The 22,012-nt window shown below is 70.5% G+C and carries 21 protein-coding genes; 1 reads left to right on the forward strand and 20 read right to left on the reverse strand.

Annotated features, from left to right (window positions below; genetic code table 11):
- The first annotated feature begins 71 nt into the window (after positions 1-71).
- Positions 72-1,670, forward strand: a complete 1,599-nt coding sequence (locus OG556_RS12440; protein WP_331742799.1) for an IS1634 family transposase — start codon at positions 72-74, stop codon at positions 1,668-1,670.
- Positions 1,671-1,694: 24 nt separating this feature from the next.
- Here the strand turns inward: OG556_RS12440 and OG556_RS12445 are convergent, their stop codons facing one another.
- From OG556_RS12445 to rho, 20 genes are all read right to left on the reverse strand, one after another.
- Positions 1,695-2,267 (reverse strand): cob(I)yrinic acid a,c-diamide adenosyltransferase, encoded by a 573-nt coding sequence (locus OG556_RS12445; protein WP_363582002.1) that lies wholly within the window; start codon positions 2,265-2,267, stop codon positions 1,695-1,697.
- Positions 2,268-2,353: 86 nt separating this feature from the next.
- On the reverse strand, positions 2,354-2,854 hold the full coding sequence (locus tag OG556_RS12450) for a DUF2550 domain-containing protein (protein WP_063347798.1): 501 nt from the start codon (positions 2,852-2,854) through the stop codon (positions 2,354-2,356).
- A 149-nt stretch (positions 2,855-3,003) separates the two neighbouring features.
- On the reverse strand, positions 3,004-3,387 hold the full coding sequence (locus tag OG556_RS12455) for a F0F1 ATP synthase subunit epsilon (RefSeq protein ID WP_063347799.1): 384 nt from the start codon (positions 3,385-3,387) through the stop codon (positions 3,004-3,006).
- Between the two features lie 182 nt (positions 3,388-3,569).
- Entirely contained in the window at positions 3,570-5,015 is a 1,446-nt protein-coding gene (gene atpD / locus OG556_RS12460; RefSeq protein ID WP_063347800.1) for a F0F1 ATP synthase subunit beta, read from the reverse strand.
- Between the two features lie 2 nt (positions 5,016-5,017).
- Positions 5,018-5,932: a F0F1 ATP synthase subunit gamma gene (locus OG556_RS12465; protein ID WP_063347801.1), complete on the reverse strand. Its 915-nt coding sequence runs from the start codon at positions 5,930-5,932 to the stop codon at positions 5,018-5,020.
- 32 nt (positions 5,933-5,964) lie between these two features.
- Complete coding sequence (gene atpA, locus OG556_RS12470) at positions 5,965-7,539, reverse strand: F0F1 ATP synthase subunit alpha (protein WP_371517121.1); 1,575 nt, start codon at positions 7,537-7,539, stop codon at positions 5,965-5,967.
- Between the two features lie 161 nt (positions 7,540-7,700).
- Complete coding sequence (locus OG556_RS12475; RefSeq protein ID WP_371517122.1) at positions 7,701-8,516, reverse strand: F0F1 ATP synthase subunit delta; 816 nt, start codon at positions 8,514-8,516, stop codon at positions 7,701-7,703.
- Positions 8,513-9,070, reverse strand: coding sequence for a F0F1 ATP synthase subunit B (locus OG556_RS12480; protein WP_363581990.1), 558 nt, complete (start codon positions 9,068-9,070; stop codon positions 8,513-8,515). The genes OG556_RS12475 and OG556_RS12480 overlap by 4 nt, the downstream gene beginning before the upstream one ends.
- Before the next feature lie 34 nt (positions 9,071-9,104).
- Positions 9,105-9,341 carry an ATP synthase F0 subunit C gene (gene atpE / locus OG556_RS12485; protein ID WP_350879602.1) on the reverse strand — a complete coding sequence of 79 codons (237 nt, stop codon included), beginning with the start codon at positions 9,339-9,341 and terminating at the stop codon, positions 9,105-9,107.
- A gap of 93 nt (positions 9,342-9,434) precedes the next feature.
- Positions 9,435-10,250, reverse strand: a complete 816-nt coding sequence (gene atpB, locus OG556_RS12490; RefSeq protein WP_350879603.1) for a F0F1 ATP synthase subunit A — start codon at positions 10,248-10,250, stop codon at positions 9,435-9,437.
- Between the two features lie 285 nt (positions 10,251-10,535).
- The gene (locus OG556_RS12495) at positions 10,536-10,979 is read right to left on the reverse strand and encodes a hypothetical protein (protein WP_371517123.1); all 444 of its coding nucleotides are present in this window, start codon (positions 10,977-10,979) and stop codon (positions 10,536-10,538) included.
- Between the two features lie 301 nt (positions 10,980-11,280).
- The gene (locus OG556_RS12500) at positions 11,281-12,558 is read right to left on the reverse strand and encodes an MraY family glycosyltransferase (RefSeq protein WP_371517124.1); all 1,278 of its coding nucleotides are present in this window, start codon (positions 12,556-12,558) and stop codon (positions 11,281-11,283) included.
- 174 nt (positions 12,559-12,732) lie between these two features.
- Positions 12,733-14,013 (reverse strand): serine hydroxymethyltransferase, encoded by a 1,281-nt coding sequence (glyA, locus tag OG556_RS12505; protein ID WP_371517125.1) that lies wholly within the window; start codon positions 14,011-14,013, stop codon positions 12,733-12,735.
- Positions 14,014-14,203: 190 nt separating this feature from the next.
- Complete coding sequence (locus OG556_RS12510) at positions 14,204-14,845, reverse strand: protein-tyrosine-phosphatase (RefSeq protein WP_363372045.1); 642 nt, start codon at positions 14,843-14,845, stop codon at positions 14,204-14,206.
- A 32-nt stretch (positions 14,846-14,877) separates the two neighbouring features.
- A complete protein-coding gene (locus OG556_RS12515) occupies positions 14,878-15,525 on the reverse strand; it encodes an L-threonylcarbamoyladenylate synthase (protein WP_063347809.1) in 648 nt (215 codons plus the stop codon).
- A gap of 220 nt (positions 15,526-15,745) precedes the next feature.
- Positions 15,746-16,612, reverse strand: coding sequence for a peptide chain release factor N(5)-glutamine methyltransferase (gene prmC / locus OG556_RS12520; protein ID WP_063347810.1), 867 nt, complete (start codon positions 16,610-16,612; stop codon positions 15,746-15,748).
- A gap of 63 nt (positions 16,613-16,675) precedes the next feature.
- Complete coding sequence (prfA, locus tag OG556_RS12525) at positions 16,676-17,752, reverse strand: peptide chain release factor 1 (protein ID WP_350879608.1); 1,077 nt, start codon at positions 17,750-17,752, stop codon at positions 16,676-16,678.
- A gap of 156 nt (positions 17,753-17,908) precedes the next feature.
- Positions 17,909-18,130, reverse strand: a complete 222-nt coding sequence (gene rpmE / locus OG556_RS12530) for a 50S ribosomal protein L31 (RefSeq protein WP_350879609.1) — start codon at positions 18,128-18,130, stop codon at positions 17,909-17,911.
- Positions 18,131-18,267: 137 nt separating this feature from the next.
- Positions 18,268-19,368 carry an LCP family protein gene (locus OG556_RS12535; RefSeq protein ID WP_371517126.1) on the reverse strand — a complete coding sequence of 367 codons (1,101 nt, stop codon included), beginning with the start codon at positions 19,366-19,368 and terminating at the stop codon, positions 18,268-18,270.
- A gap of 138 nt (positions 19,369-19,506) precedes the next feature.
- Positions 19,507-21,618, reverse strand: a complete 2,112-nt coding sequence (gene rho / locus OG556_RS12540; protein ID WP_371517127.1) for a transcription termination factor Rho — start codon at positions 21,616-21,618, stop codon at positions 19,507-19,509.
- Between the last annotated feature and the right edge of the window lie 394 nt (positions 21,619-22,012).

Raw genomic sequence — 22,012 nt, forward strand, 5'->3', positions numbered from 1 at the left:
GTGTGTCGATGACTTCCCGGTCCCCGCGGCCTCGGTCCCAGCGTCAGCGCCTTGAGTGCGTGGTGACGTCTGTGGTGGAGAAGCGTCTGGGCGCTCTGCCTGTCGCTGCCGAGTTTCTGCGCCGGCTGGACGTGGCCGGGATCGTCGACGGGTTGTGCCCGTCCGCGCCGAGCGCTCACCTGACGCACGGGCAGGTCATCGAGGCGCTGGTCGCGAACCGGCTGACCTCGCCGATACCGCTGTTCCGGGTTGGCGACTGGGCCCGGACCTGGGCAGTGGAGGAGGTCCTGGGCATCGAGGCGGGCCTGCTCAACGACGACCGCCTCGCGCGGGCACTGGACGCGATCGCCCCGAAGCTGGAGCAACTCGCGGGCACCGTCGGCGCGCGGGCGATCACCGAGTTCGGCATCGACGTGTCGCGGTTGCACTGGGACATGACGTCCATGTCCGTCCACGGGGCCTACCCGCTGGAAGACCAGGACGACGCGTTCCCGGTGATCAAGCACGGTCATCCCAAGGACCGCCGGGTGGACCTGAAGCAGGTCCAGGCCGGGCTCGCGGTTACCGGTGACGGCGGTATCCCGGTCCACGCCCGGGTCTTCGGCGGGGGCGCGGCTGAGGTGTCCCAGGTGGTCGGGGCGATGAAGGATCTGCGGAAGCTGGCCGGCGAACAGGACTTCCTGCTGGTTGCCGATTCCAAACTGGTCTCCTACCCGAACGTCGCCGCACTGCTGGCAGCCGGGACGGCGTTCATCGCCCCTGTCCCGGCGGCCCAGGTCAAGGACGGTTTCTATGCCGCCTTGGACCTGGAGGCCGCCACTGTCGTGGACTGGGTGCCCGACCGCGACGCGGGCAAGGACCCCGCCCGGCGCGAGGTCTACCGGGTGCTGGAGGACGTCCACACCCTGAACGGTCCGCGCAAGCGCGACCCGGTCCTGAGCGTTCGCCGAATCCTGGTCCACTCCACCGGCAACGCTGCGGGCCAGCAGGCCGCCCGCAACAAACGTCTCACCCGCGCGGCCGAGGACCTGGACAAGGTCCAGCGCGGAGCCGGCGGCAAGTACTACAACACCGTCGAGAAGATCGCGGCCCGTATCGGCGTGATCGCCAAGACCCGGCGGGTCGCCTCCTGCCTGCGTACCGAGATCGGCGAGGACGACAACGGCAGGCCCACCCTGGCCTGGCACTTCGACCAGCAGGTCTTGGACGACGAGGCGGCAGCCGACGGCTGGTACGCGCTGCTGACGGCGCTGGCCCCCGAGCAGGCCGACCCTGGGCAGGTCCTGATCCAGTACAAGGGCCAGGGATCGGTCGAGCGCCGTTACGCGGACTTCAAGGGCCCCCTGGCGGTCACCCCGCTGTTCGTGCAGCACAACCACCGCGTCGCCGCCTTGATCCAGGTCATCTGCCTGGCCCTGCTGGTCTTCAGCCTGATCGAGCGCCAGGTCAGACAAGCCCTGGGCCCCGAGCAGACGATGGTCGGCCTCTACCCGGACAACCGCCGGGTGCGGCCCACAGGCCGCATGATCCTCTACCACCTGAGCGAACTCACCCTGCGGATCGGCAATGTCACCGATCCACCCACCGTCCAGATCAGCCGAGGAGTCCAGCTCCACCTCCTCGACCTCCTCGGCATCGAAGTCACTCAAACCCGCTGGCCAATGACCTGAAACGGCGACCCGCGAAGTACGGGGCTAGCGGTTCTCGCCCGGCACCCAGAGCACGTCGCCGCGCTCCTTGTTGGCCGCCCGGGCCAGGATGAACAGCAGGTCGGAGAGCCGGTTCAGGTACTTCGCGGTCAGCGGGTTGACGCTGTCCCCGTACTCCGCGATCGCCGCCCAGGTGGCCCGCTCGGCCCGCCGCACCACCGTGCAGGCCAGGTGCAGGTAGGCCGCGCCGGGCGTACCGCCGGGCAGGATGAAGCTGCGCAGCTTCTCCAACTGCTCCAGGTAGTGGTCACAGTCCCCCTCCAGCCGGTCGACGTACGACGGCAGCACCCGCAGCGGCGGGTACTTCGGGTCCTCGACCACCGGCGTGGACAGGTCCGCGCCGACGTCGAACAGGTCGTTCTGGATCCGGACGAGCACCGTGACGATGTCCTCGGGCAGCGATCCGGCGGCGACGGCCACGCCGATCGCCGCGTTCGCCTCGTTGGTGTCGGCGTACGCGACCAGGCGGGGGTCGGTCTTGGTGGTCCGGCTCATGTCGCCCAGCGCGGTGGTGCCGTCGTCGCCGGTACGGGTGTAGATACGCGTCAGATTCACCATGCGGCCAGCGTAGCCGGACGGGTTAGGCGGCGTTAACCCCGAGCGGGACCAGCCCTGCCCGACGTTGCCCCCCGAGGGTCCCGTCGCTACGCGACGTTGACCCTCTGCCCGGGCGGGGCGGCCTCCAGCCAGGCGAGGAAGCCGGTGAGCGCGTCCTCGCTCATCGCCAGCTCCAGCGGCTCCCCGTTGTGCAGGCAGCGCAGCACCACCGAGCCGGAGAGCAGGGCGAGCTCCTCCTGGCCCTCCGGGTAGCGCCGGCCGAGCACCTCGATCTCCCGGCGCGGCAGCACCCTGCGCGGGCGCGGGGCGTAGGAGAAGACCCGGAACCACTCGATCGAGTCACCGCTGTAGCGGCCGATACCAAAAACCCACCCCTTGCCGTCGGTCTGGGGGACCGGGGCCGAGGTGGGTTTGCCGTTCTCGTCGAGGTCGGGCTGCGTCGAGGCGTCGGCGGGCATTTTGAGTCGGTAACTGCAGTCGAACGTGCCGCCGACCCGCTGGATCAGGCGGCGTCGTACCGCGAACGCCACCAGGCCGATCACACCCAGCGCCACGACCGCCGCACACACCACAAGCGCGAGGACCATGCTCACCTACCTCCTCGCTACCCGCGTTCCCCGTATCGGTCGTATCAAGCGACCGCGTTGACCTACCAACTACGACGACAGTCCCGGGGTCACGCTCACGCGTCCCCGGGACCGTCGGTCGACCCCGCTGAACCAGGGTCTTGGCGCACTCAGACGTGGGCCTTGAGGCCGCGCGCCGCGAACAGGCGGACCTCGGCGCGCCGCTCGGCGTGCTCGTCCAGGCCCGACTTGGCCTGCTCCAGCGCGCGCTCGGCGCGGGCGACGTCGATCTCGTCCGCCAGCTCGGCGATCTCCGCGAGCAGAGACAGCTTGTTGTCGGCGAAGGAGATGAAGCCGCCGTGCACCGCGGCGATCACGGTGCCGCCGTCCGTCGTGCGGATGGTGACCGGACCGGTCTCCAGCACACTCAGCACCGGGGTGTGACCCGGCATGATGCCGGTGTCGCCGGAGGCCGTACGGGCGACGACGATGGTGGCCGCACCGGACCACACCTTGCGGTCGGCTGCGACCAGCTCGACGTGCAGCTCAGCCAACGTGGGCTCCTAGGCTCATGCAACCCCCGATTACTCGGGAGTTTCGGTAAGAATAACGGCCGCGCGCCCCCGGCATGAAACCGGCGGCACGGATTTGACCGGAATCACAGCCGATGCGACGCGAGGGGTGGTCCCGGGCTCGGGGCCACCCCTCACGGTCACTCAGCTGCTACCGGCCGCGATTACTTCTTCGCCAGCTCGGCGGCGTTCTTCTCGAGGTCCTCGATGCCACCGCACATGAAGAAGGCCTGCTCCGGGACGGAGTCGTACTTGCCGTCGGCGATCGAGTTGAAGGCCTCGATGGTCTCCGACAGCGGCACGGTCGAACCCTCGACACCGGTGAACTGCTTCGCCACGTAGGTGTTCTGCGAGAGGAAGCGCTCGATGCGACGGGCCCGGTGGACCGTGATCTTGTCCTCCTCCGACAGCTCGTCCATACCGAGGATGGCGATGATGTCCTGGAGGTCCTTGTACTTCTGCAGGATCCCCTTGATACGGAGGGCCGTGTCGTAGTGGGTCTGCGCGATGTACCGCGGGTCGAGGATGCGGGACGTGGAGTCCAGCGGGTCGACGGCCGGGTAGATGCCCTTCTCCGAGATCGGGCGCGACAGAACGGTCGTCGCGTCCAGGTGGGCGAAGGTGGTGGCCGGGGCCGGGTCGGTCAGGTCGTCCGCGGGGACGTAGATCGCCTGCATCGAGGTGATCGAGTGACCGCGGGTCGAGGTGATGCGCTCCTGGAGGAGGCCCATCTCGTCGGCCAGGTTCGGCTGGTAGCCCACCGCGGAGGGCATGCGGCCGAGCAGGGTCGACACCTCGGAACCGGCCTGGGTGAACCGGAAGATGTTGTCGATGAAGAGGAGCACGTCCTGCTTCTCGACGTCACGGAAGTACTCCGCCATGGTCAGCGCGGAGAGCGCGACGCGCAGACGGGTGCCCGGCGGCTCGTCCATCTGGCCGAAGACCAGCGCGGTCTTGTCCAGAACGCCCGAGTCGACCATCTCGTCGATGAGGTCGTTGCCCTCACGGGTGCGCTCGCCGACGCCGGCGAACACCGACACACCACCGAAGTTCTCGGCGACGCGGTAGATCATCTCCTGGATCAGAACGGTCTTGCCGACACCGGCACCACCGAACAGACCGATCTTGCCACCCTGGACGTACGGGGTGAGGAGGTCGATGACCTTGATGCCGGTCTCGAACATCTCGGTCTTGGACTCGAGGTCCTTGAACTCCGGCGCCTTGCGGTGGATCGGCCAGCGGACCTCGACCTGCTGGTCGAACTCCTTCTGGTCCACGTTCAGCACGTCGCCGAGGGCGTTGAAGACCTTGCCCTTGGTGATCTGGCCGACGGGCACCGAGATGGCGGCACCGGTGTCGGTGACCTGGGTGCCACGGACCAGACCGTCGGTCGGCTGCATCGAGATGCCGCGGACCATGCCGTCGCCCAGGTGCTGGGCGACCTCGAGGGTCAGGGTCTTCTTGCCCGAGCCGTCGGGGTTCTCCACCTCGACGTGCAGGGCGTTGAACATGTTCGGAATGGCGTCGACGGGGAACTCCACGTCGACGACCGGGCCGATGACCCGCGCGACGCGGCCCGTCGCCGTGGTCGGCTCAACAGTGGTGGTCATTCTCATTCGCTCCCGCGGCTAGCGTCGGCGAGGGCGTTGGCACCGCCGACGATCTCGCTGATTTCCTGGGTGATCTCGGCCTGACGGGCCGAGTTGGCAAGCCGCGTGAGCGACTTGATGAGCTCGCCGGCGTTGTCCGTCGCGCTCTTCATCGCGCGGCGGCGGGCGGCGTGCTCGGAGGCGGCCGACTGCAGCAGCGCGTTGTAGATCCGGCTCTCGACGTACCGCGGCAGCAGTGCGTCGAGGACGCCCTCCGCCGACGGCTCGAAGTCGTACAGCGGGAAGATCTCGGCCTTGGCCGACGTCTGGTCGCTGAGCTGGACCTCGTCCAGCTTCAGCGGCAGCAGTCGGGCGTCCACCGCGTCCTGCGTCAGCATGGACACGAACTCTGTCGAGACCACGTGGAGTTCGTCCACGCCGCCGGTCTCGGCCGTGAAGGCCTCGATCAGCTCGCCCGCGACCGTCTTCGCGTCACCGTAGGTCGGCTTGTCCGAGAAGCCCGTCCACGAGTTCCCGACCGCCAGGTCACGGAAGGTGTAGTACGACAGACCCTTCCGACCGACGATGTAGGTCACCACGTCCTTGCCCTCGCCGCGCAGGCGCTCGGTGAGCGCCAGCGCCGCCTTGATGGCGTTGGACGAGTAACCGCCCGCCAGGCCGCGGTCCGCCGTGATCAGCAGGACGGCGGCACGCGTGGCGTTCGGGTTCTCGGTGGTGAGCGGGTGCTTGGCGTTGGACCGGGTGGCCACCGCCGTCACCGCCCGGGTGAGCTCATCGGCGTACGGAGCGGAGGCGGCCACCGCGCGCTGCGCCTTGCCGATGCGCGCCGCGGAGATCATCTCCATCGCCTTGGTGATCTTCTTCGTCGCGGTGACAGAGCGGATCCGGCGCTTGTAGACCCGAAGCTGTGCTCCCATGGGTCGTTACGTCCTTTCCCTCGCTACCGGACTCAGGCCTGCTCGGAGAGCAGCTTGCCGTCGGCGGTCTGGTACCCCTGCTTGAAGGCGTCGATGGCCGTGGTCAGCGCGTCGACGGTGCCCTCGGCGAGCAGACCGGTCTCGACGATGCCCGCGAGCAGGTCCTTGTGCTGGAGGCGCACGTGGTCCAGGAACTCGCGCTCGAAGCGGCGGATCTCGGCGACCGGGACGTCGTCCAGCTTGCCGGTGGTGCCGGCCCAGATGGAGACGACCTGCTCCTCGACCGGGAACGGCTGGTACTGACCCTGCTTCAGCAGCTCGACCATGCGCGCACCGCGCGCCAGCTGGGCCTTGGAGGCCGCGTCCAGGTCGGAACCGAAGCCGGCGAAGGCCTCCAGCTCACGGTACTGGGCGAGGTCCAGACGCAGACGGCCGGCGACCGAGCGCATGGCCTTGATCTGGGCGGAGCCACCGACGCGGGAGACCGAGATACCGACGTTCACGGCCGGGCGGATGCCGGCGTTGAACAGGTCGGACTCCAGGAAGCACTGGCCGTCGGTGATGGAGATGACGTTGGTCGGGATGTACGCCGAGACGTCGTTGGCCTTGGTCTCGATGATCGGCAGACCGGTCATCGAGCCGCCGCCCAGGGCGTCGTTCAGCTTGGCGCAACGCTCCAGCAGGCGGGAGTGCAGGTAGAAGACGTCACCCGGGTAGGCCTCGCGGCCCGGCGGACGGCGCAGCAGCAGCGACACGGAGCGGTAGGCCTCGGCCTGCTTCGACAGGTCGTCGAAGATGATCAGGACGTGCTTGCCGTCGTACATCCACTCCTGGCCGATGGCCGAACCGGTGTACGGGGCGAGGTACTTGAAGCCGGCCGGGTCGGAGGCGGGAGCAGCCACGATGGTGGTGTACTCCAGCGCGCCGGCCTCCTCCAGGGCGCCGCGGACGGACGCGATGGTGGAGCCCTTCTGGCCCACGGCGACGTAGATGCAGCGGACCTGCTTCTCCGGGTCGCCCGAGCGCCAGTTGTCGCGCTGGTTGATGATCGTGTCGACGGCCACCGCGGTCTTGCCGGTCTGGCGGTCACCGATGATCAGCTGACGCTGGCCACGGCCGATCGGGGTCATCGAGTCGATGGCCTTGATGCCGGTCTGCAGCGGCTGCTTGACCGACTTGCGGGCCATGACGCCGGGGGCCTGCAGCTCCAGGGCGCGGCGGCCGCTGGAGGCGATGTCGCCCAGACCGTCGATCGGGTTGCCCAGCGGGTCCACGACGCGGCCGAGGTAGCCGTCGCCGACCGGAACCGAGAGGACCTCGCCGGTGCGGCGCACGGTCTGGCCCTCTTCGATGCCACCGAACTCACCGAGGATGACGACACCGATCTCGCGGGTGTCGAGGTTCAGCGCGAGGCCGAGCGTGCCGTCCTCGAACCTCAGCAGCTCGTTCGCCATGACCGAGGGCAGGCCCTCGACATGCGCGATGCCGTCCGCCGCGTCAGTGACCGTGCCGACCTCTTCCACAGAAGCGGCGTCCGGCTGGTACGACTGGACAAAGTCGGCCAGCGCGTCCCGGATCTCCTCCGGACGGATCGTAAGCTCCGCCATCAGGCTTCCCTGCTCTCCTAGTTTGCGATCCTCGGCCCGCCATTGAGGGCCGCAAGTATTCGACTCTCGGCCGGGTCTACCGAACCGGCCGTCCGATGTGCCGGCTCCTTGGGGAGCCGGTTTCCCGACCGAGGGTCGGATGTGCTGCTGCTTCGGTGTGCTCAGCCTTCGAGCGACTGGCGAGCGCCTTCGAGGCGGCTCGACACGGTGCCGTCGATGATCTCGTCGCCGACCTGCACCCGGACACCGCCGACGACCTCGGGGTCGACGTCGATGTTCAGGTGGACCTGGCGGCCGTACATCCGGCCCAGAGCACCGGACAGGCGCTCCTTCTGGGTGTCCGACAGCGGCACCGCGGTGGTGACCAGGGCCACCACGCGGCCGCGGCGCGCGGCGGCGAGCTTCGAGTAGGACTCCAGGCCCTGCTCCAGGCTACGGCCACGCGGCGCGTTGACGATGGCCGTGACCAGCCGGACGGTGCCCGCGTGGGCGCGGCCGCCGAGCAGCTTCTTGATCAGCGCGGCCTTCGGGGCGATGCCGGCCTTCGGCTCGGTCAGCGCGGCGCGCAGCTCGTGCGAGCCGCTCACCACCCGGCTGAACCGGAACAGCTCGTCCTCGACGTCGTCCAGGGCGCCTGCCCTGTCCGCCGCGATGACCTCGGCGTACGCGGCCAGCTCCTCGGTCCCGTCCACCAGGTCGCGCGAGCCCGACCAGCGGGAGCGGACCAGACCGGAGACGAGGTCGACGGTCTCGCCGGAGACCTGACCGGTCAGCAGCGAGGAGACCAGCTGGGCCTTGTCCTGACCCGACCGGGACGGGTCGGTCAGGACACGGCGCAGCGACACCTCACGGTCCAGCACGGCCGTGACGGCGGTGAGCTCCTCGGCGAGCTTGGCCGCGTCCACCGAGGTGGAGTCGGTCAGGCTCTCCAGGTTCTGCCGGCCGGCGGCGAGGGCCTCGCGGCTGGCGCCGATCACTTGGCCGCGCCCTGAGCAACGGCGGCCTTGGCCTCCAGCTCGTCCAGGAAGCGGTCGATCACGCCGCTCTGCCGAGCGCTGTCCTCGAGGGACTCGCCCACGATGCGGGAAGCCAGCTGGGAGGCCAGCGAACCCACGTCCTGGCGCAGGACGGCAGTCGCCTGCTTCTTGTCGGCCTCGATCTGCGCGTGGCCGGCGGCGACGATGGCCTCGCGCTGACGCTGGCCCTCCTCGCGCATCTCGGTGAGCTGGGCAGCGCCCTGCTCGCGAGCCTGCTCGACGATGCGGGCAGCCTCGTGACGCGCCTCGGCGAGCTCGGCGCGGTACTGCTCAAGCAGGGCCTGGGCCTCCGCCTGAGCGGCCTCGGCGCGCTCCATGCCGCCCTCGATGGCGTCCCGACGCTCCGACAGCACCTTCTCGATGCTGGGGAGGAGCTTCTTGCCGAGGAGACCGAAGACGATGAAGAAGCAGAGCAGGCCGATGATGATCTCGGGCCACGCGGGGAGGAGAGGGTTCATCTTCTCCTCGGCCGCGAGCGTAACCGCGATGCTCATATCTGGACCTTCCTCGAATGGGTCTGCGGCAGGATTACTTGTTGCCGAAGACGAACGGCATGACGATGCCGATGAGGGCGAGCGCCTCGGTCAGCGCGAAGCCGATGAACATGTTGGAGCGGATCAGGCCGGCAGCCTCGGGCTGACGGGCCATGGCCTGGACACCGTTGCCGAAGATCAGACCGACGCCGATGCCGGGGCCGATCGCGGCGAGGCCGTAGCCGATGGAGGCGACGGAACCGTAGACGTTGCCCTCAGCGAGGATGCTCATTGACGTTGTCCTTTGCAGGGGTGGTGAACCGGTGGTGATTGGCCACCGGGCAATCCGGAGAGGTTGGTTCAAGGAGGGCCGAAGCCCCCTGGCTCAGTGCGCCTCTTCGAGGGCACCGGCGATGTAGCTGCTGGCCAGCATCACGAAGATGTAGGCCTGCAGGAACTGGACCAGCAGCTCGAAGGCGGTCAGCGCGACGGCGACGATGAACGAGGCCGAGCCGTAGAGCGCGCCCAGGGTCGGGCTGAGCAGGTACCAGGAGGCGATGGAGAACATCACGATCAGCAGGTGGCCGGCGAACATGTTCGCGAAGGCTCGGACCGCGAGCGTGAAGGGGCGCACGAAGATGTTCGAGAAGAACTCGATCGGCACCAGGATGAACATGACCCAGCCGGGGATGCCCGAGGGCCAGCAGAGGTTCTTCAGACCGCCGACGAAGCCGTGCTTCTTGAAGGTCAGCGTCATGTAGGTGATCCACACGACCGCCGCGAGGCCGGCCGGGAACGCGATCGCCGCCGAGACGGGGAACTGCGCGAAGGGGATGATCGACATGATGTTCATCAGCCAGATGAAGAAGAACATCGAGACGAGCATCGGGACGTACTTCTCGCCCTTCTTGCCGATCGTCTCCAGCACGATGGAGCGCTTGACGAAGTCGTAGCCGATCTCGCCGACGAGCTGCAGCTTGCCGGGGACCAGGCGCGGCTTGGCGAAGGCGGCCCAGAAGAAGACGACGACCAGCAGAGCAACGATGACCGACAGCAGCATCGGCTTGTTGAACTCGATGCTGCCGATCGAGAAGATCGGCTTGAACTGGAACTCGTTCAGACCCGGGGCCGGGAAGCCGCAGCCAGCGTCCCCGAAGTGGCAACTGCCTGAGGCGAGGAACGTGAGCTGATCAGCACTCACCACGGACTCCTTCGTCGTGACGCATGGTTACGGCAACCTCGGTGTGTCGGCGTGGTTTGCGGCCACGGAGCGGCACTGGAACTTGATGGGTTTCTCGCGGATCCCGCGCGCCGGTGCGCCGCACCACAGCGGGATCATCGAAGACTGCGCGGATCCGGGGGGCGATCCGTCCGCTGTTCGGACAGACCTGGCCGCTTCCCGTACTCCGTTGTTGCGACGGACGATAGCAGTCCGTCAGTGCGGCATAAACACCGCCCCCCTCGTTGGGGGGACAGCCAGGGCTCGTCACTGTTGACGCCCCGAGTCGGAGGGCTTGTCGCCCTTGTTTTCGGAGGCGTCGGGGTCGACGTAGAAGGTCTTGGCCTTCAGCGCACCGCGCACCTGGAACCCCGTCCAGATCAGCGCGCAGCCGAGCAGGGTGAAGGCGAAGGCCTGCCGGTTGAAGAGCTCGGTGTTCTTGAAGACCGCCAGCACGATGCCGACCAGCAGGATCTGCGTGGTGTACACGAGCAGCGCCGCGGCCATCATGATGTGCGGGTTCGACCTGGTCAGCCGGTCGAGCGCGACCTGGCCGAAGCTGAAGAAGGCCATCACCAGGAGTGCGCCGAAGAGGGCGCCGAGCAGCCCCTTCCCACCGGCGACGGCGAACGAGATCGCCATGGCGATGATCCCGGCGGCCGCAGTGGGAATCGCGGCGCCTCGGAGGATCCGGGCGTCGGTGGACGGCATGTCGGCAGCTCCGGCGGCATGTCGATGTGACGGGGGACGGGGCACAGAAGGTGGTGGGTGACACCGGACCGAGAGGCCGCCGCCCGGGCCGCCCGCTGGAGCGGCGGGCCCGTCGAGGGAGACCGACCAGGGACGGAAGTCCTCCACCTGTCAGGTCTTTCGGCGTGTTCTCGGTACTCGTGAACGGTATCACAAACTATTTGATGAGAGCTTTACCATGAATGTGTGGCACCTGTCACACCGACGGCGCAACGGTGCAGCCGAACGGGTGAGGCCATTTGACGCAACATCAACTGCCTTGCTAGCGACGGCCGCTGGCCCGGCCGTGGTCGTCGAGCGCGGAGGCTCCCCGGTCGGCTTCACCAAGAAGTTGCTTGTCCTTTGCCGACAGTTCAGCCATGGGGGCGGACGGACGGCGCCGGTAGCGCGGCGGGACGAAGGACTGCACCGCCCTCGGCGCGCGCGGCCGGAACTGCGGCGTCAGCAGCACCACCAGGCCGACCAGGCAGAGCCCGGCGAGCGTCAGCACCACCGTGCGGCCGGTGTTGGTGACCGAGAAGGCCACCGTGCCGAAGGCGATCAGCGCGGCCCAGAAGTACATGATCAGCACCGCACGGCTGTGCGAGTGCCCGACCTGGAGCAGCCGGTGGTGCAGGTGGCGCTTGTCCGCGGCGAACGGCGACTGGCCGGCCCAGGTGCGGCGCACCACCGCGAGCAGCAGGTCCGCCAGCGGCAGCGCGATGACCGTCAGCGGCAGCAGCAGCGGGATGTAGATCGGCACCAGGGCGTGCACGGTCGCGGTCTGCGAACCGGTCTCGCTGCTGATCAGGTCCGGGTCGACGCGGCCGGTGATGGAGATCGCGGCCACCGCCAGCATCAGGCCCAGCATCATCGAGCCGGAGTCGCCCATGAAGATCCGCGCGGGGTGCATGTTGTGCGCCAGGAAGCCCAGGCACATGCCGATCAGCAGCACGCTGAACAGCACCGCGGGCGCCGCGTCGGTGATCGTGTAGCCGTACCAGAGCCGGTAGCTGTACAGGAAGAACGCCATCGCGGCGATGCAGACCATGCCGCCCGCCAGGCCGTCCAGGCCGTCGATGAAGTTCACCGCGTTGACCATGACGACGACCAGGGTGACGGAGATGACCATGCCCTGGGTGGGGCTCACCGCGACCGCGCCGACACCGGGCACCGGGAGGGTGATCACCGTGACGCCCTGCCAGACCATCACACCGGCGGCGATCATCTGGCCGCCGAGCTTCACCAGCGCGTCCACGCCCCACTTGTCGTCGAGCACCCCGAGCAGCCACATGATCCCGGCGCCGGACAGCAGCGCGCGGATGTCGGTGCCCTGGGAGAACACCTTGCTCAGGTTGTCCAGCTGGGAGGCGACCAGGATGCCCGCGCACAGCCCGCCGAACATCGCGATCCCGCCGAGCCGCGGCGTCGGCTCGCGGTGCACGTCCCGGGCGCGGACCGGCGGCATGGCGCCCGCCGCGATGGCGAACTTCCGTACCGGGCCGGTCAACAGGTAGGTGACGGCGGCGGTGCAGAACAGCACCAGCAGATACTCACGCACCACCGGCCTCCTGCGTCACTGTCCAACGGGGAGGTACCGAAGGTACTCCCCTGCGTTCCCGGGGTTCGAGGTGCGTCGCCACGCCCCACACCTTATTGAGTCGGACGCTCAAGGCATGCATCGCGGTTCGCTCTCCCGGGTAGGAGATCCGAATATCCGTCGATGACGCTCTCGTCACCGCCGGTCGGCGAAGGACAGGGCCAGCTCCCGGACCCGGTTCGCCACCCGCGCGCCCGTGCCCCCGGCGAGCACCTGGGCGATCAGCCCGGCGAGCTCGGCGAGTTCCGCCCCGCCCATCCCCTGGCTGGTCACCGTGCCGGTGCCCAGCCTGATCCCGGAGGCCTCGGCGGCCGGCGCCGGGTCGTAGGGCAGCGCGCACTTGCCCAGCAGCAGTCCGGCCGCGGCGCAGCGCCGCTCGGCCTCCGCGCCGGTGACGCCCAGCGGGCTCACGTCCGCCGTCACCAGGTGGGTGTCGGTACCGCCGGTCAGCGGGCGCATCCCGGCCGTCGCGAGCCCTGTCGCCAGCACCCGCGCCCCGTCCACCGTCCGCTGCGCGTACGCCCGGTAGGCGGGCGTCGCCGCCTCGGCCAGCGCCACCGCCTTGCCGGCCACCTCGTTCATCGCCGCCCCGCCCTGGGTGAACGGGAACACCGCCCGGTCGATCCGCTCGGCCAGCTCCGCGGTGGACAGCAGCAGGCCCCCGCGCGGGCCGCGCAGCAGCTTGTGGGTGGCCGCCACGGTGACGTCCGCGTACGGCACCGGGGAGGGCGCCACCCCGGCCGCGACCAGGCCGGCGGTCTGGGCGACCGAGGCGATCAGGTAGGCGTCCACCTCGTCGGCGATCTCCCGGAAGGCGGCCCAGTCCGGGTGCCGGGGGTGCGAGATCGAGCCCGCCACGATCGCCTTCGGGCGGTGCTCGCGGGCCAGGTCGCGCACCTGGTCGAGGTCGATCAGGCCGTCGGCCTCGCGCACCCCGTACCCGGTGAAGGCGAACCAGCGGCCGGAGAAGTTCGCCCGCGAGCCGCAGCTGAGGTGGCCGCCGTGCTCCAGCGACATCGCCAGCACCCCGTCGCCGGGCCGCAGCAGCGCCGCGTACGCCGCCAGCATCGCCGAAGTCGCCGACCGGGGCTGGACGTTGGCGTGCGGGGCGGCGAACAGCTCACGGGCCCGGTCGATCGCCAGCAGCTCGGCGGCGTCCGCCAGGGCGCAGCCGGTGTGGTGCCGGCGGCCCGGGTAGCCCTCGGCGTACTTGTCGATCAGCGGCCCGGTCAGCGCCGCCAGGACGGCCGGGGAGGTCAGGTTCTCCCCCGCCAGCAGCTGGACCGTCTCGGCCCGCCGCTCGGCCTCGGCCGCCAGCAGGTCGGCCACCTGCGGATCGGCCCGGTGCAGTGCCTCGGAGGCCCACGGGCGCCCTCTGGTCGCGGTCGGGCCGGTCGGGGCGTCGGTGACGGTCATGGCGGGGCTCCGGGGCGGCGTGGGGGCGCCTCCCGGCGTGGGCCGGGAAGGGTGGGTTCCTCCAGCGTAGGACCGGCCGGGCCGGGCGGCTCGTCGGCGCGGGGCCATTCGGCGCTCGGTCGCCGCGGGCCGTCCCCGGGCCGTCGGGGGGCCGTCAGGGGGCCTCCGGGCCCGCTCGTGGCGCGGGCGGTCAGCGCAGCGCGGGCACGCCGGTGAGCGCGGTGACCACCGGGTCGACCGCGTGGAATATCTCCTCGCCGCAGTTGCGGAACATGCCGATCGGGGCCCCGTACGGGTCGTCCAGCTCGTCGGACTCCGGGGTGGCGGCGAGCAGCCAGCCGCGCAGCGCGGCGGCCGCCCGGACCAGGGCGCGGGCGCGCTCGGTGACGTCGGCGCCGCGGCGCGGGTCGGGCAGGGTGCCCGGGTCTATCGTCCGCACCAGGCGGGTGAACTCCTTCAGGGTGAAGGTGCGCAGTCCCGCCTCGTGGCCCATCGAGATGACCTGGGCGCGGTGGTCCAGGGTCGCGGTGAGCACCAGGTCGGCCTCGACCACGTGCTCGTCCAGCAGCTCGCGGCCGGTGAAGCCGCCGCTGTCGGCGCCGTACTCGTCCAGGACGGTCGCGGCGTGGTCCTCCATCGGCGCGCCCACGTGGCCCCAGGTGCCGGCGCTCTCCACCAGGATCCGGCCGGCCACCCGGGGGCTGAGCCGGGTGTCCAGCTCACGCCGGGTGAGCCGCTCGGCGATCGGCGAGCGGCAGATGTTGCCGGTGCAGACGAACAGGATCCGGAAGTGGTCCAGCGGCCTGGGGCCCACGCTCAGGTACGGCGCTATGCCGGGCCCGGCGTGGAGCGAGGCGATCGGCGTCAACTGCCGGCCTCCAGGTCGGGGACGACCTCCCTCAGCTGCTCGACGCTGATCGCGCCCGCCCGCAGCAGGACCGGGACCTTGCCCGTGACGTCGACGATGGACGAGGCGGTCGCGTGGTCCGCCTGTCCGCCGTCCAGGTAGACCGAGATGGCGTCGCCGAGCTGCGCCTGCGCCTCGTCGCAGGTGGCCGGGGACGGGCCACCGGTCTTGTTGGCGCTGGAGACGGCGAGCGGGCCGGTGGCGTTCAGCAGCTCGATGGCGACCGGGTGCAGCGGCATCCGGACGGCGACGGTGCCGCGGGTCTCGCCGAGGTCCCAGCGCAGCGAGGGCTGGTGCTTGGCGACGAGGGTGAGCCCGCCCGGCCAGAACGCGTCGACCAGCTCCCAGGCCTGCTCGGAGAAGTCGGTGACCAGGCCGTGCAGGGTGGTCGGCGAGCCGACCAGCACGGGCGAGGGCATGTTGCGGCCGCGGCCCTTGGCGGCCAGCAGGTCGCCGACGGCCTCCGGCGAGAAGGCGTCCGCACCGACCCCGTACAGGGTGTCGGTGGGAAGCACGACGAGTTCGCCCCGGCGAATGGCCGAGGCGGCCTCGCGCAGGCCGGTGGCGCGGTCCCCGGCGTCGGCACAGTCGTAACGGCGGCTCATCGGTGCGGTCCCCTTCCGGAATGGCTCATCACAGCGTTCACAGCACGGTCTTCACGGCACGGCCGGGCGAGCGGCGCTGCCGCGGCCCGGCCGGTCACGACGACGCCCCTCGGGTGGGCGTACGGCACTCGACCGCTCACAACGACGCCCTGCGGGCCGTCGTACTGCGCTCGATCGTTCACAACGACGCCCTGCGGGCTGTCGTACTGCGCTCGATCGTTCACAACGACGCCCTGCGGGCTGTCGTGAAACGCGGTCGGTTGTTCAGGTCGCGGTGGTCGGCGGTGTCCGTCCAGCCGCGTTCCTCGTTGAAGATCCACGGGACCTGCCCGCCCTGCTGGTCGGCGTGCTCGATCACCACCGCGCCGCCGGGGCGCAGCAGCCGGGCGGCCACCCGCTCGATGCCGCGGATGGTGTCCAGGCCGTCCTCGCCGGAGAACAGCGACATCTGCGGGTCGTGGTCGCGGGCCTCCGGGGCGACGTACTCCCACTCGGTGAGCGGGATGTACGGCGGGTTGGAGATCACCAGGTCGAAGCGGCCGTCCCAGGAGCGGTCGTCGGCGAAGGCCCGGGTGGCGTCACCGGCGTGCAGGGTGACCCGGGCGCGGTCGGGGCTGGCCTCGATGTTGCGCCGGGTGTACTGCAGCGCGCCCTCGTCGAGTTCGAAGGCGTGCACGGTCGAGCGCGGCAGCTCCTGGGCCAGGGCGAGCGCGATGGCGCCGGAGCCGGAGCACAGGTCGACGACCAGCGGCTCGGCCACGTCCATGTCGCGGACGGCGTCTATGGCCCACTCGACGACCGTCTCGGTCTCCGGCCGGGGCACGAACACCCCGGGGCCGACCTCCAGTTCGAGGTAGCGGAAGAACGCCCGCCCGGTGATGTGCTGGAGCGGCTCGCGCGCCTCGCGGCGGGAGACGGCCTCCCAGTAGCGGGCGTCGAAGTCGGCGTCCTTCACCGAGTGCAGCTGGCTGCGCTTGACGTTGTGGACGTAGGCGGCGAGTTCCTCCGCGTCGAAGCGCGGCGACGGCACGCCGGCCGCGGCCAACCGCTGGGTGGCCTGGGCCACCTCGGCGAGCAGCAGGTTCATCCGTACGACCTCTTGTTTCTGCGCTCCGGCTCGCGCCGTCGCTCGGGCTGGGGCGCGCCGGTCTCAGTTCTGTTGGGCCGAGGCGAGCTTGGCCGCCGCGTCCGCGTCGACGCAGGACTGGATCACCGCGTTCAGTTCGCCGTCCAGGACCTGGTCCAGGTTGTACGACTTGAACCCCGTGCGGTGGTCCGAGATGCGGTTCTCCGGGTAGTTGTACGTCCGGATCCGCTCGGAGCGGTCCACCGTACGGACCTGGCTGCGACGCGCGTCCGAGGCCTCGCGCTCGGCCTCCTCCTGCGCGGCGGCCAACAGCCGCGACCGCAGGATGCGCATCGCCTGCTCCTTGTTCTGCAGCTGGCTCTTCTCGTTCTGGCAGGACGCCACGATACCGGTCGGCAGGTGGGTGATCCGGACCGCGGAGTCGGTGGTGTTGACCGACTGGCCGCCGGGGCCGGACGAGCGGTAGACGTCGATCCGCAGGTCGTTGGCGACGATCTCGACCTCGACCTCCTCCGCCTCGGGGGTGACCAGCACGCCCGCCGCGGAGGTGTGGATGCGGCCCTGGGACTCGGTGGCGGGGACGCGCTGCACGCGGTGCACGCCGCCCTCGTACTTCAGCCGGGCCCAGACGCCCTGCCCGGGCTCGGCGTTGCCCTTGGTCTTCACGGCCACCGAGACGTCCTTGTAGCCGCCGAGGTCGGACTCGTTGGCGTCGATGATCTCGGTCTTCCAGCCGATCCGCTCGGCGAAGCGCAGGTACATCCGGAGCAGGTCGCCGGCGAACAGCGCGGACTCCTCGCCGCCCTCACCCGCCTTGATCTCCAGGATGACGTCCTTGTCGTCGCTCGGGTCGCGCGGCACCAGCAGCAGCCGGAGTTCCTCGGTCAGCCCCTCGCGGCGCTGCTCGCCGTCCTTCACCTCGGCGAGGAACTCCGGTTCCTCGGCGGCGAGTTCGCGCGCGGCCTCGATGTCCTCGCCGGCCTGTCGCCACTGCCGGTAGACCCGGGTGATCGGGGTCAGCTCGGCGTACCGCTTGGCCAGCTTGCGAGCGTTGGCCTGGTCGGCGTGGACGGACGGGTCGGCCAGCCTCTTCTCGAGGTCGGCGTGCTCGACGAGGAGCTCTTCGACTGCCTCGAACATGGCGTGGGCCTTCTTCCCGTGAGAACCGTTGGAAGCCGGTGAGGACCGGCCGGTCGTGCGAACCGCTGGAGGGGGTGCTGGGGGATGCGAACGGCGCCGGTCCCCAGCGCCCCCGGAACGAGTACGGGGGCGCCGGGAACCGGCGCCGTGGGAGCGCTAGGCCTTCGCGCTGTGCTGCTTGCCGAAGCGGGCCTCGAAGCGGGCCACGCGGCCACCGGTGTCGAGGATCTTCTGCTTGCCGGTGTAGAACGGGTGGCACTGCGAGCAGACCTCGGCGCGGATCTCGCCACTGGCCTCGGTCGAGCGGGTCGTGAACTCGGCGCCGCAGGTGCAGGTCACACGGGTGACCACGTACTCGGGGTGAACGTTGGGCTTCAAGGGGTTCTCCTAGGTTCGGGAGGGCACCGGGTCGGCGGCGGGAACGCCGCACGTGAACCGGGACCGACGGACCAGTCTGCCAGGGCCGGCCGCATCTTCCCAAACCGGGTCGTGTTCCGGGATATTCCGGGCGCCGCTCAGCGCCTGGCGGGAGCCTTCGCCGGGGCCGTGGGGGCGGCCGTGGGGGCGGCCTGGGCCGGGTTCTCGGGCTGTGCCGAGACGATCGCCTGCGGGACCGGCCGGTCGGCCTTGAGGGCCGCCCAGAGCTGGTCCGCCTGCGGCTGCTGCTCGACCACCCGGTTGGGGTCGCCGGGGGCGGTCACCACCGGCAGGGTCACCATGCCGAGCTGGTCCGGCCCGATCCCCTTGAGCTCCTGGACGAGCCCCACCAGGGCGTTCACCGAACCCAGCGCGGAGTCGGTGGTGATGCTGCGGGTCATGGTGTCGCCGATCGACCAGAGCTTGACCGGGTTGGAGAACATCCCGATCCCGCCGGCCTGCTGGAGCAGCGACTTCACCATCTGCTTCTGGAGTTCGATCCGGCCGAGGTCGCTGCCGTCGCCGACGCCGTGCCGGGTGCGGACGAAGGCCAGCGACTGCTGCCCGTCGAGGTGGTGCTCGCCCGGCGGCAGGTCGAGCCCGCTGTCCTTGTCGTGGATGGCCACCGTGGTGCTCACGGTGGCCCCGCCTATCGCGTCCACGACGCGGGCGAAGCCGGCGAAGTCGATCTGCACGTAGTGGTCCATCCGCAGCCCGGTGAGCTGCTCGGTGGTCTTGACCGCGCAGGCCGCGCCGCCGGCCTCGAAGGCGCTGTTGTACATCGCGCGCTTGGCGCCGGCCACCGCCTTGCCGGCGGCGTCGGTGCAGTCGGGCCGGGTGACCAGGGTGTCGCGCGGGATCGAGACGACCTCGGCGTGCGAGTGGTCCTGGTTGACGTGCAGCACCATCGCGGTGTCCGAGCGGGCGGTGTCGCCGGTGTCGCCGCCGGCCAGGTCGCCGTTCTCGCCGTTGCGCGAGTCGGAGCCCAGCACCAGGACGTTGAACGAGCCGTCGGTGGCGGCCGGCGGGCGGGCGTCGCCGAGGCGGGCGTTGATGTCGACGCTCTTGATGTTGCCGTTGAGTTTGACGTACGCGTACCCGGCCGCTCCGGCGCCGAGGACGACGAGCGCGGCGAACGCGCAGGCGGCCACCCGCAGGATCTTGCGGCGGCGGGTCAGGACCCTCTTGTGCTCGGCCATACGGTCCAGAGTAAAACGGACAAGATGATCGAAAAGCCTCATGATGTCCCAACTCTGGAACAAAGCCGGGTGGACGCACCGAACCCCGGACCGCTCGCGCGGTCCGGGGTTCGGTGGGCGACAACCGTCCGGCTACGGTCAGTCGTTGGAGCCGGGGGTGGTCTTGGCGATCTGCATCAGGAACTCGGCGTTGCTCTTGGTCTGCTTCATCTTGTCCAGGAGCAGCTCGATCGCCTGCTGCGAGTCGAGCGCGTGCAGCACCCGGCGCAGCTTCCAGACGATGGCCAACTCCTCGCTGCCGAGCAGGATCTCCTCCTTGCGGGTGCTGGAGGCGTCCACGTCGACGGCCGGGAAGATGCGCTTGTCCGAGAGCTTCCGGTCGAGCTTGAGCTCCATGTTGCCGGTGCCCTTGAACTCCTCGAAGATCACCTCGTCCATGCGCGAGCCGGTCTCGACCAGCGCGGTGGCCAGGATGGTCAGCGAGCCGCCGTTCTCGATGTTGCGCGCGGCGCCGAAGAACTTCTTCGGCGGGTACAGCGCGGTCGAGTCGACACCACCGGACAGGATGCGGCCGGAGGCCGGCGCCGCCAGGTTGTAGGCGCGGCCGAGGCGGGTGATCGAGTCCAGCAGGATGACCACGTCGTGGCCCAGCTCCACCAGGCGCTTGGCGCGCTCGATGGCCAGCTCGGCGACGGTGGTGTGGTCCTCGGCCGGGCGGTCGAAGGTCGAGGAGATGACCTCGCCCTTCACCGACCGCTGCATGTCGGTGACCTCTTCCGGACGCTCGTCGACCAGGACGACCATCAGGTGGCACTCGGGGTTGTTGTGGGTGATCGCGTTGGCGACCGCCTGCAGCACCATCGTCTTGCCGGTCTTCGGCGGCGCGACGATCAGACCGCGCTGGCCCTTGCCGATCGGCGACACCAGGTCGATGATCCGGGTGGTCAGGATGCCCGCGTCGGTCTCCAGACGCAGCCGGTCCTGCGGGTAGAGCGGGGTGAGCTTGTTGAACTCGGGGCGGCCGCGGCCGCTCTCCGGGTCCATGCCGTTGACGGAGTCCAGCCGCACCATGGCGTTGAACTTCTCGCGGCGCTCGCCGTCCTTGGGCTGGCGCACCGCGCCGGTGATGGCGTCACCCTTGCGCAGGCCGTTCTTGCGGACCTGGGCGAGCGAGACGTAGACGTCGTTCTGGCCCGGCAGGTAGCCGGAGGTGCGCACGAACGCGTAGTTGTCGAGGATGTCGAGGATGCCCGCGACCGGGATCAGGACGTCGTCCTCGCCGACCTGCGGCTCGGCGGGGCCGGCCTCGAAGCCCTCGCGGCGGGCGCCACGGCCCCGGCGGTCGCGGTAGCGGCCACGGCGGCCGCGGCGGCCGTCACCGAACTCGTCGTCGTCGTAGCCGCCCTGCTGGACCTGCGGCTGCTGGGTCTGCTGGCCGCCCTGGCGGGCCTGCTGGCCGTCGCCCTGACCGGCCTGCTGCTGGCCGCCGCCCTGCTGGGGCTGGCGGTCGGTGCGCTCGCGGCGGTTGCGGCGGTCGCGGCGCGACTCGCGGGAGTCGCCGTCCTGGCCCTCGCCGCCGTCCTGGCGCTCGGCGCGCTCGGGGCGCTCCGCCCGCTCCGGGCGGTCGCCGCGGTCGCGGCGGTCGCGGCGGTCGCGACGGGTCTCGGTGCGGCCCTCCTCGCGGCCCTCGAAGGCGCGGGTCTCGGCCTGGCGGGTCTCGGCCTGCTTGGGCTCGGCCACCGCGACGGCGGCGTCGGCCGTGGCGTCGGCGGTCGGGGCACCGGCGGCCGAGGTGGCGCGGCGGCGGGTGCGCTCGGCACGGGCGGGCGCGGCGGTCTCGGCGGCGGCCTGGACCGGGATCTCGATCTGGGCCTGCGACTCGGCGGCGGCCGGGGCCGCGGCGGCCGCAGCGGCGGCGGCCTTGGTGCGGCGGGCCGGCTTCTCGGCCGGCGCCTCGGCGGCGTCCGCCTTGGCGGCGGTGCGCTTGGCGGCGGCCGGAGCACCACCGGCGGCGAGCAGCGGGTCTCCGCCGCTCTTCTCCTTGATGGTCTCGATCAGCTGGCTCTTGCGCATGCGTCCGGTACCGGTGATGCCCAGGTCTCCGGCGAGCTTCTGGAGCTCGGCCAGGACCATGCCGTCCAGGCCGGCGGCGGCGGTACGGCGGCGCCGCGCCGGGGCCGCGGGGGCGGCGGCTGCGTCCGACGCCTCTGCGTCCTGGCGCGCGCCCATCAGATCGGTGGAGTCGCTCACTAAGGGTCCTTCCCTGGAGCGGACGTCGGCCTGTCTGGCTCGGCGACCGGTTGTGCTGTCCTGACCAACGCTCGACTGCGTCGGTCCGAGGCGGTGATCCCCCGAAAGGCGGAAGCCGGTCGAGGGAGAGCTGCGAGGTGCGGTGCGTGAAGCACGGTGGTGCTGAGTGGCGCGGCGGGCCGGTCGGTCGTGTGCCGACCGGGCGTACCCCCACGCTTGCCTGCGAATCCCGGGCCCCCGTCGCGTGACGGTGGACCGCGCTCCGCCCGTCCTGGCCTCAAGGTGGGAGGCCGCGGGTGGGAGTCAGGTGCCGTCACGGCTTCGGGATGCGGCCGCGTGTCGCGCAGGCAGGCTGCGTACGCGCTGCGGTGGGCTCCCGGAGAATCGTCGCCCC

It is taken from the genome of Kitasatospora sp. NBC_01300, from assembly GCF_041435235.1.
Taxonomy (GTDB): domain Bacteria; phylum Actinomycetota; class Actinomycetes; order Streptomycetales; family Streptomycetaceae; genus Kitasatospora.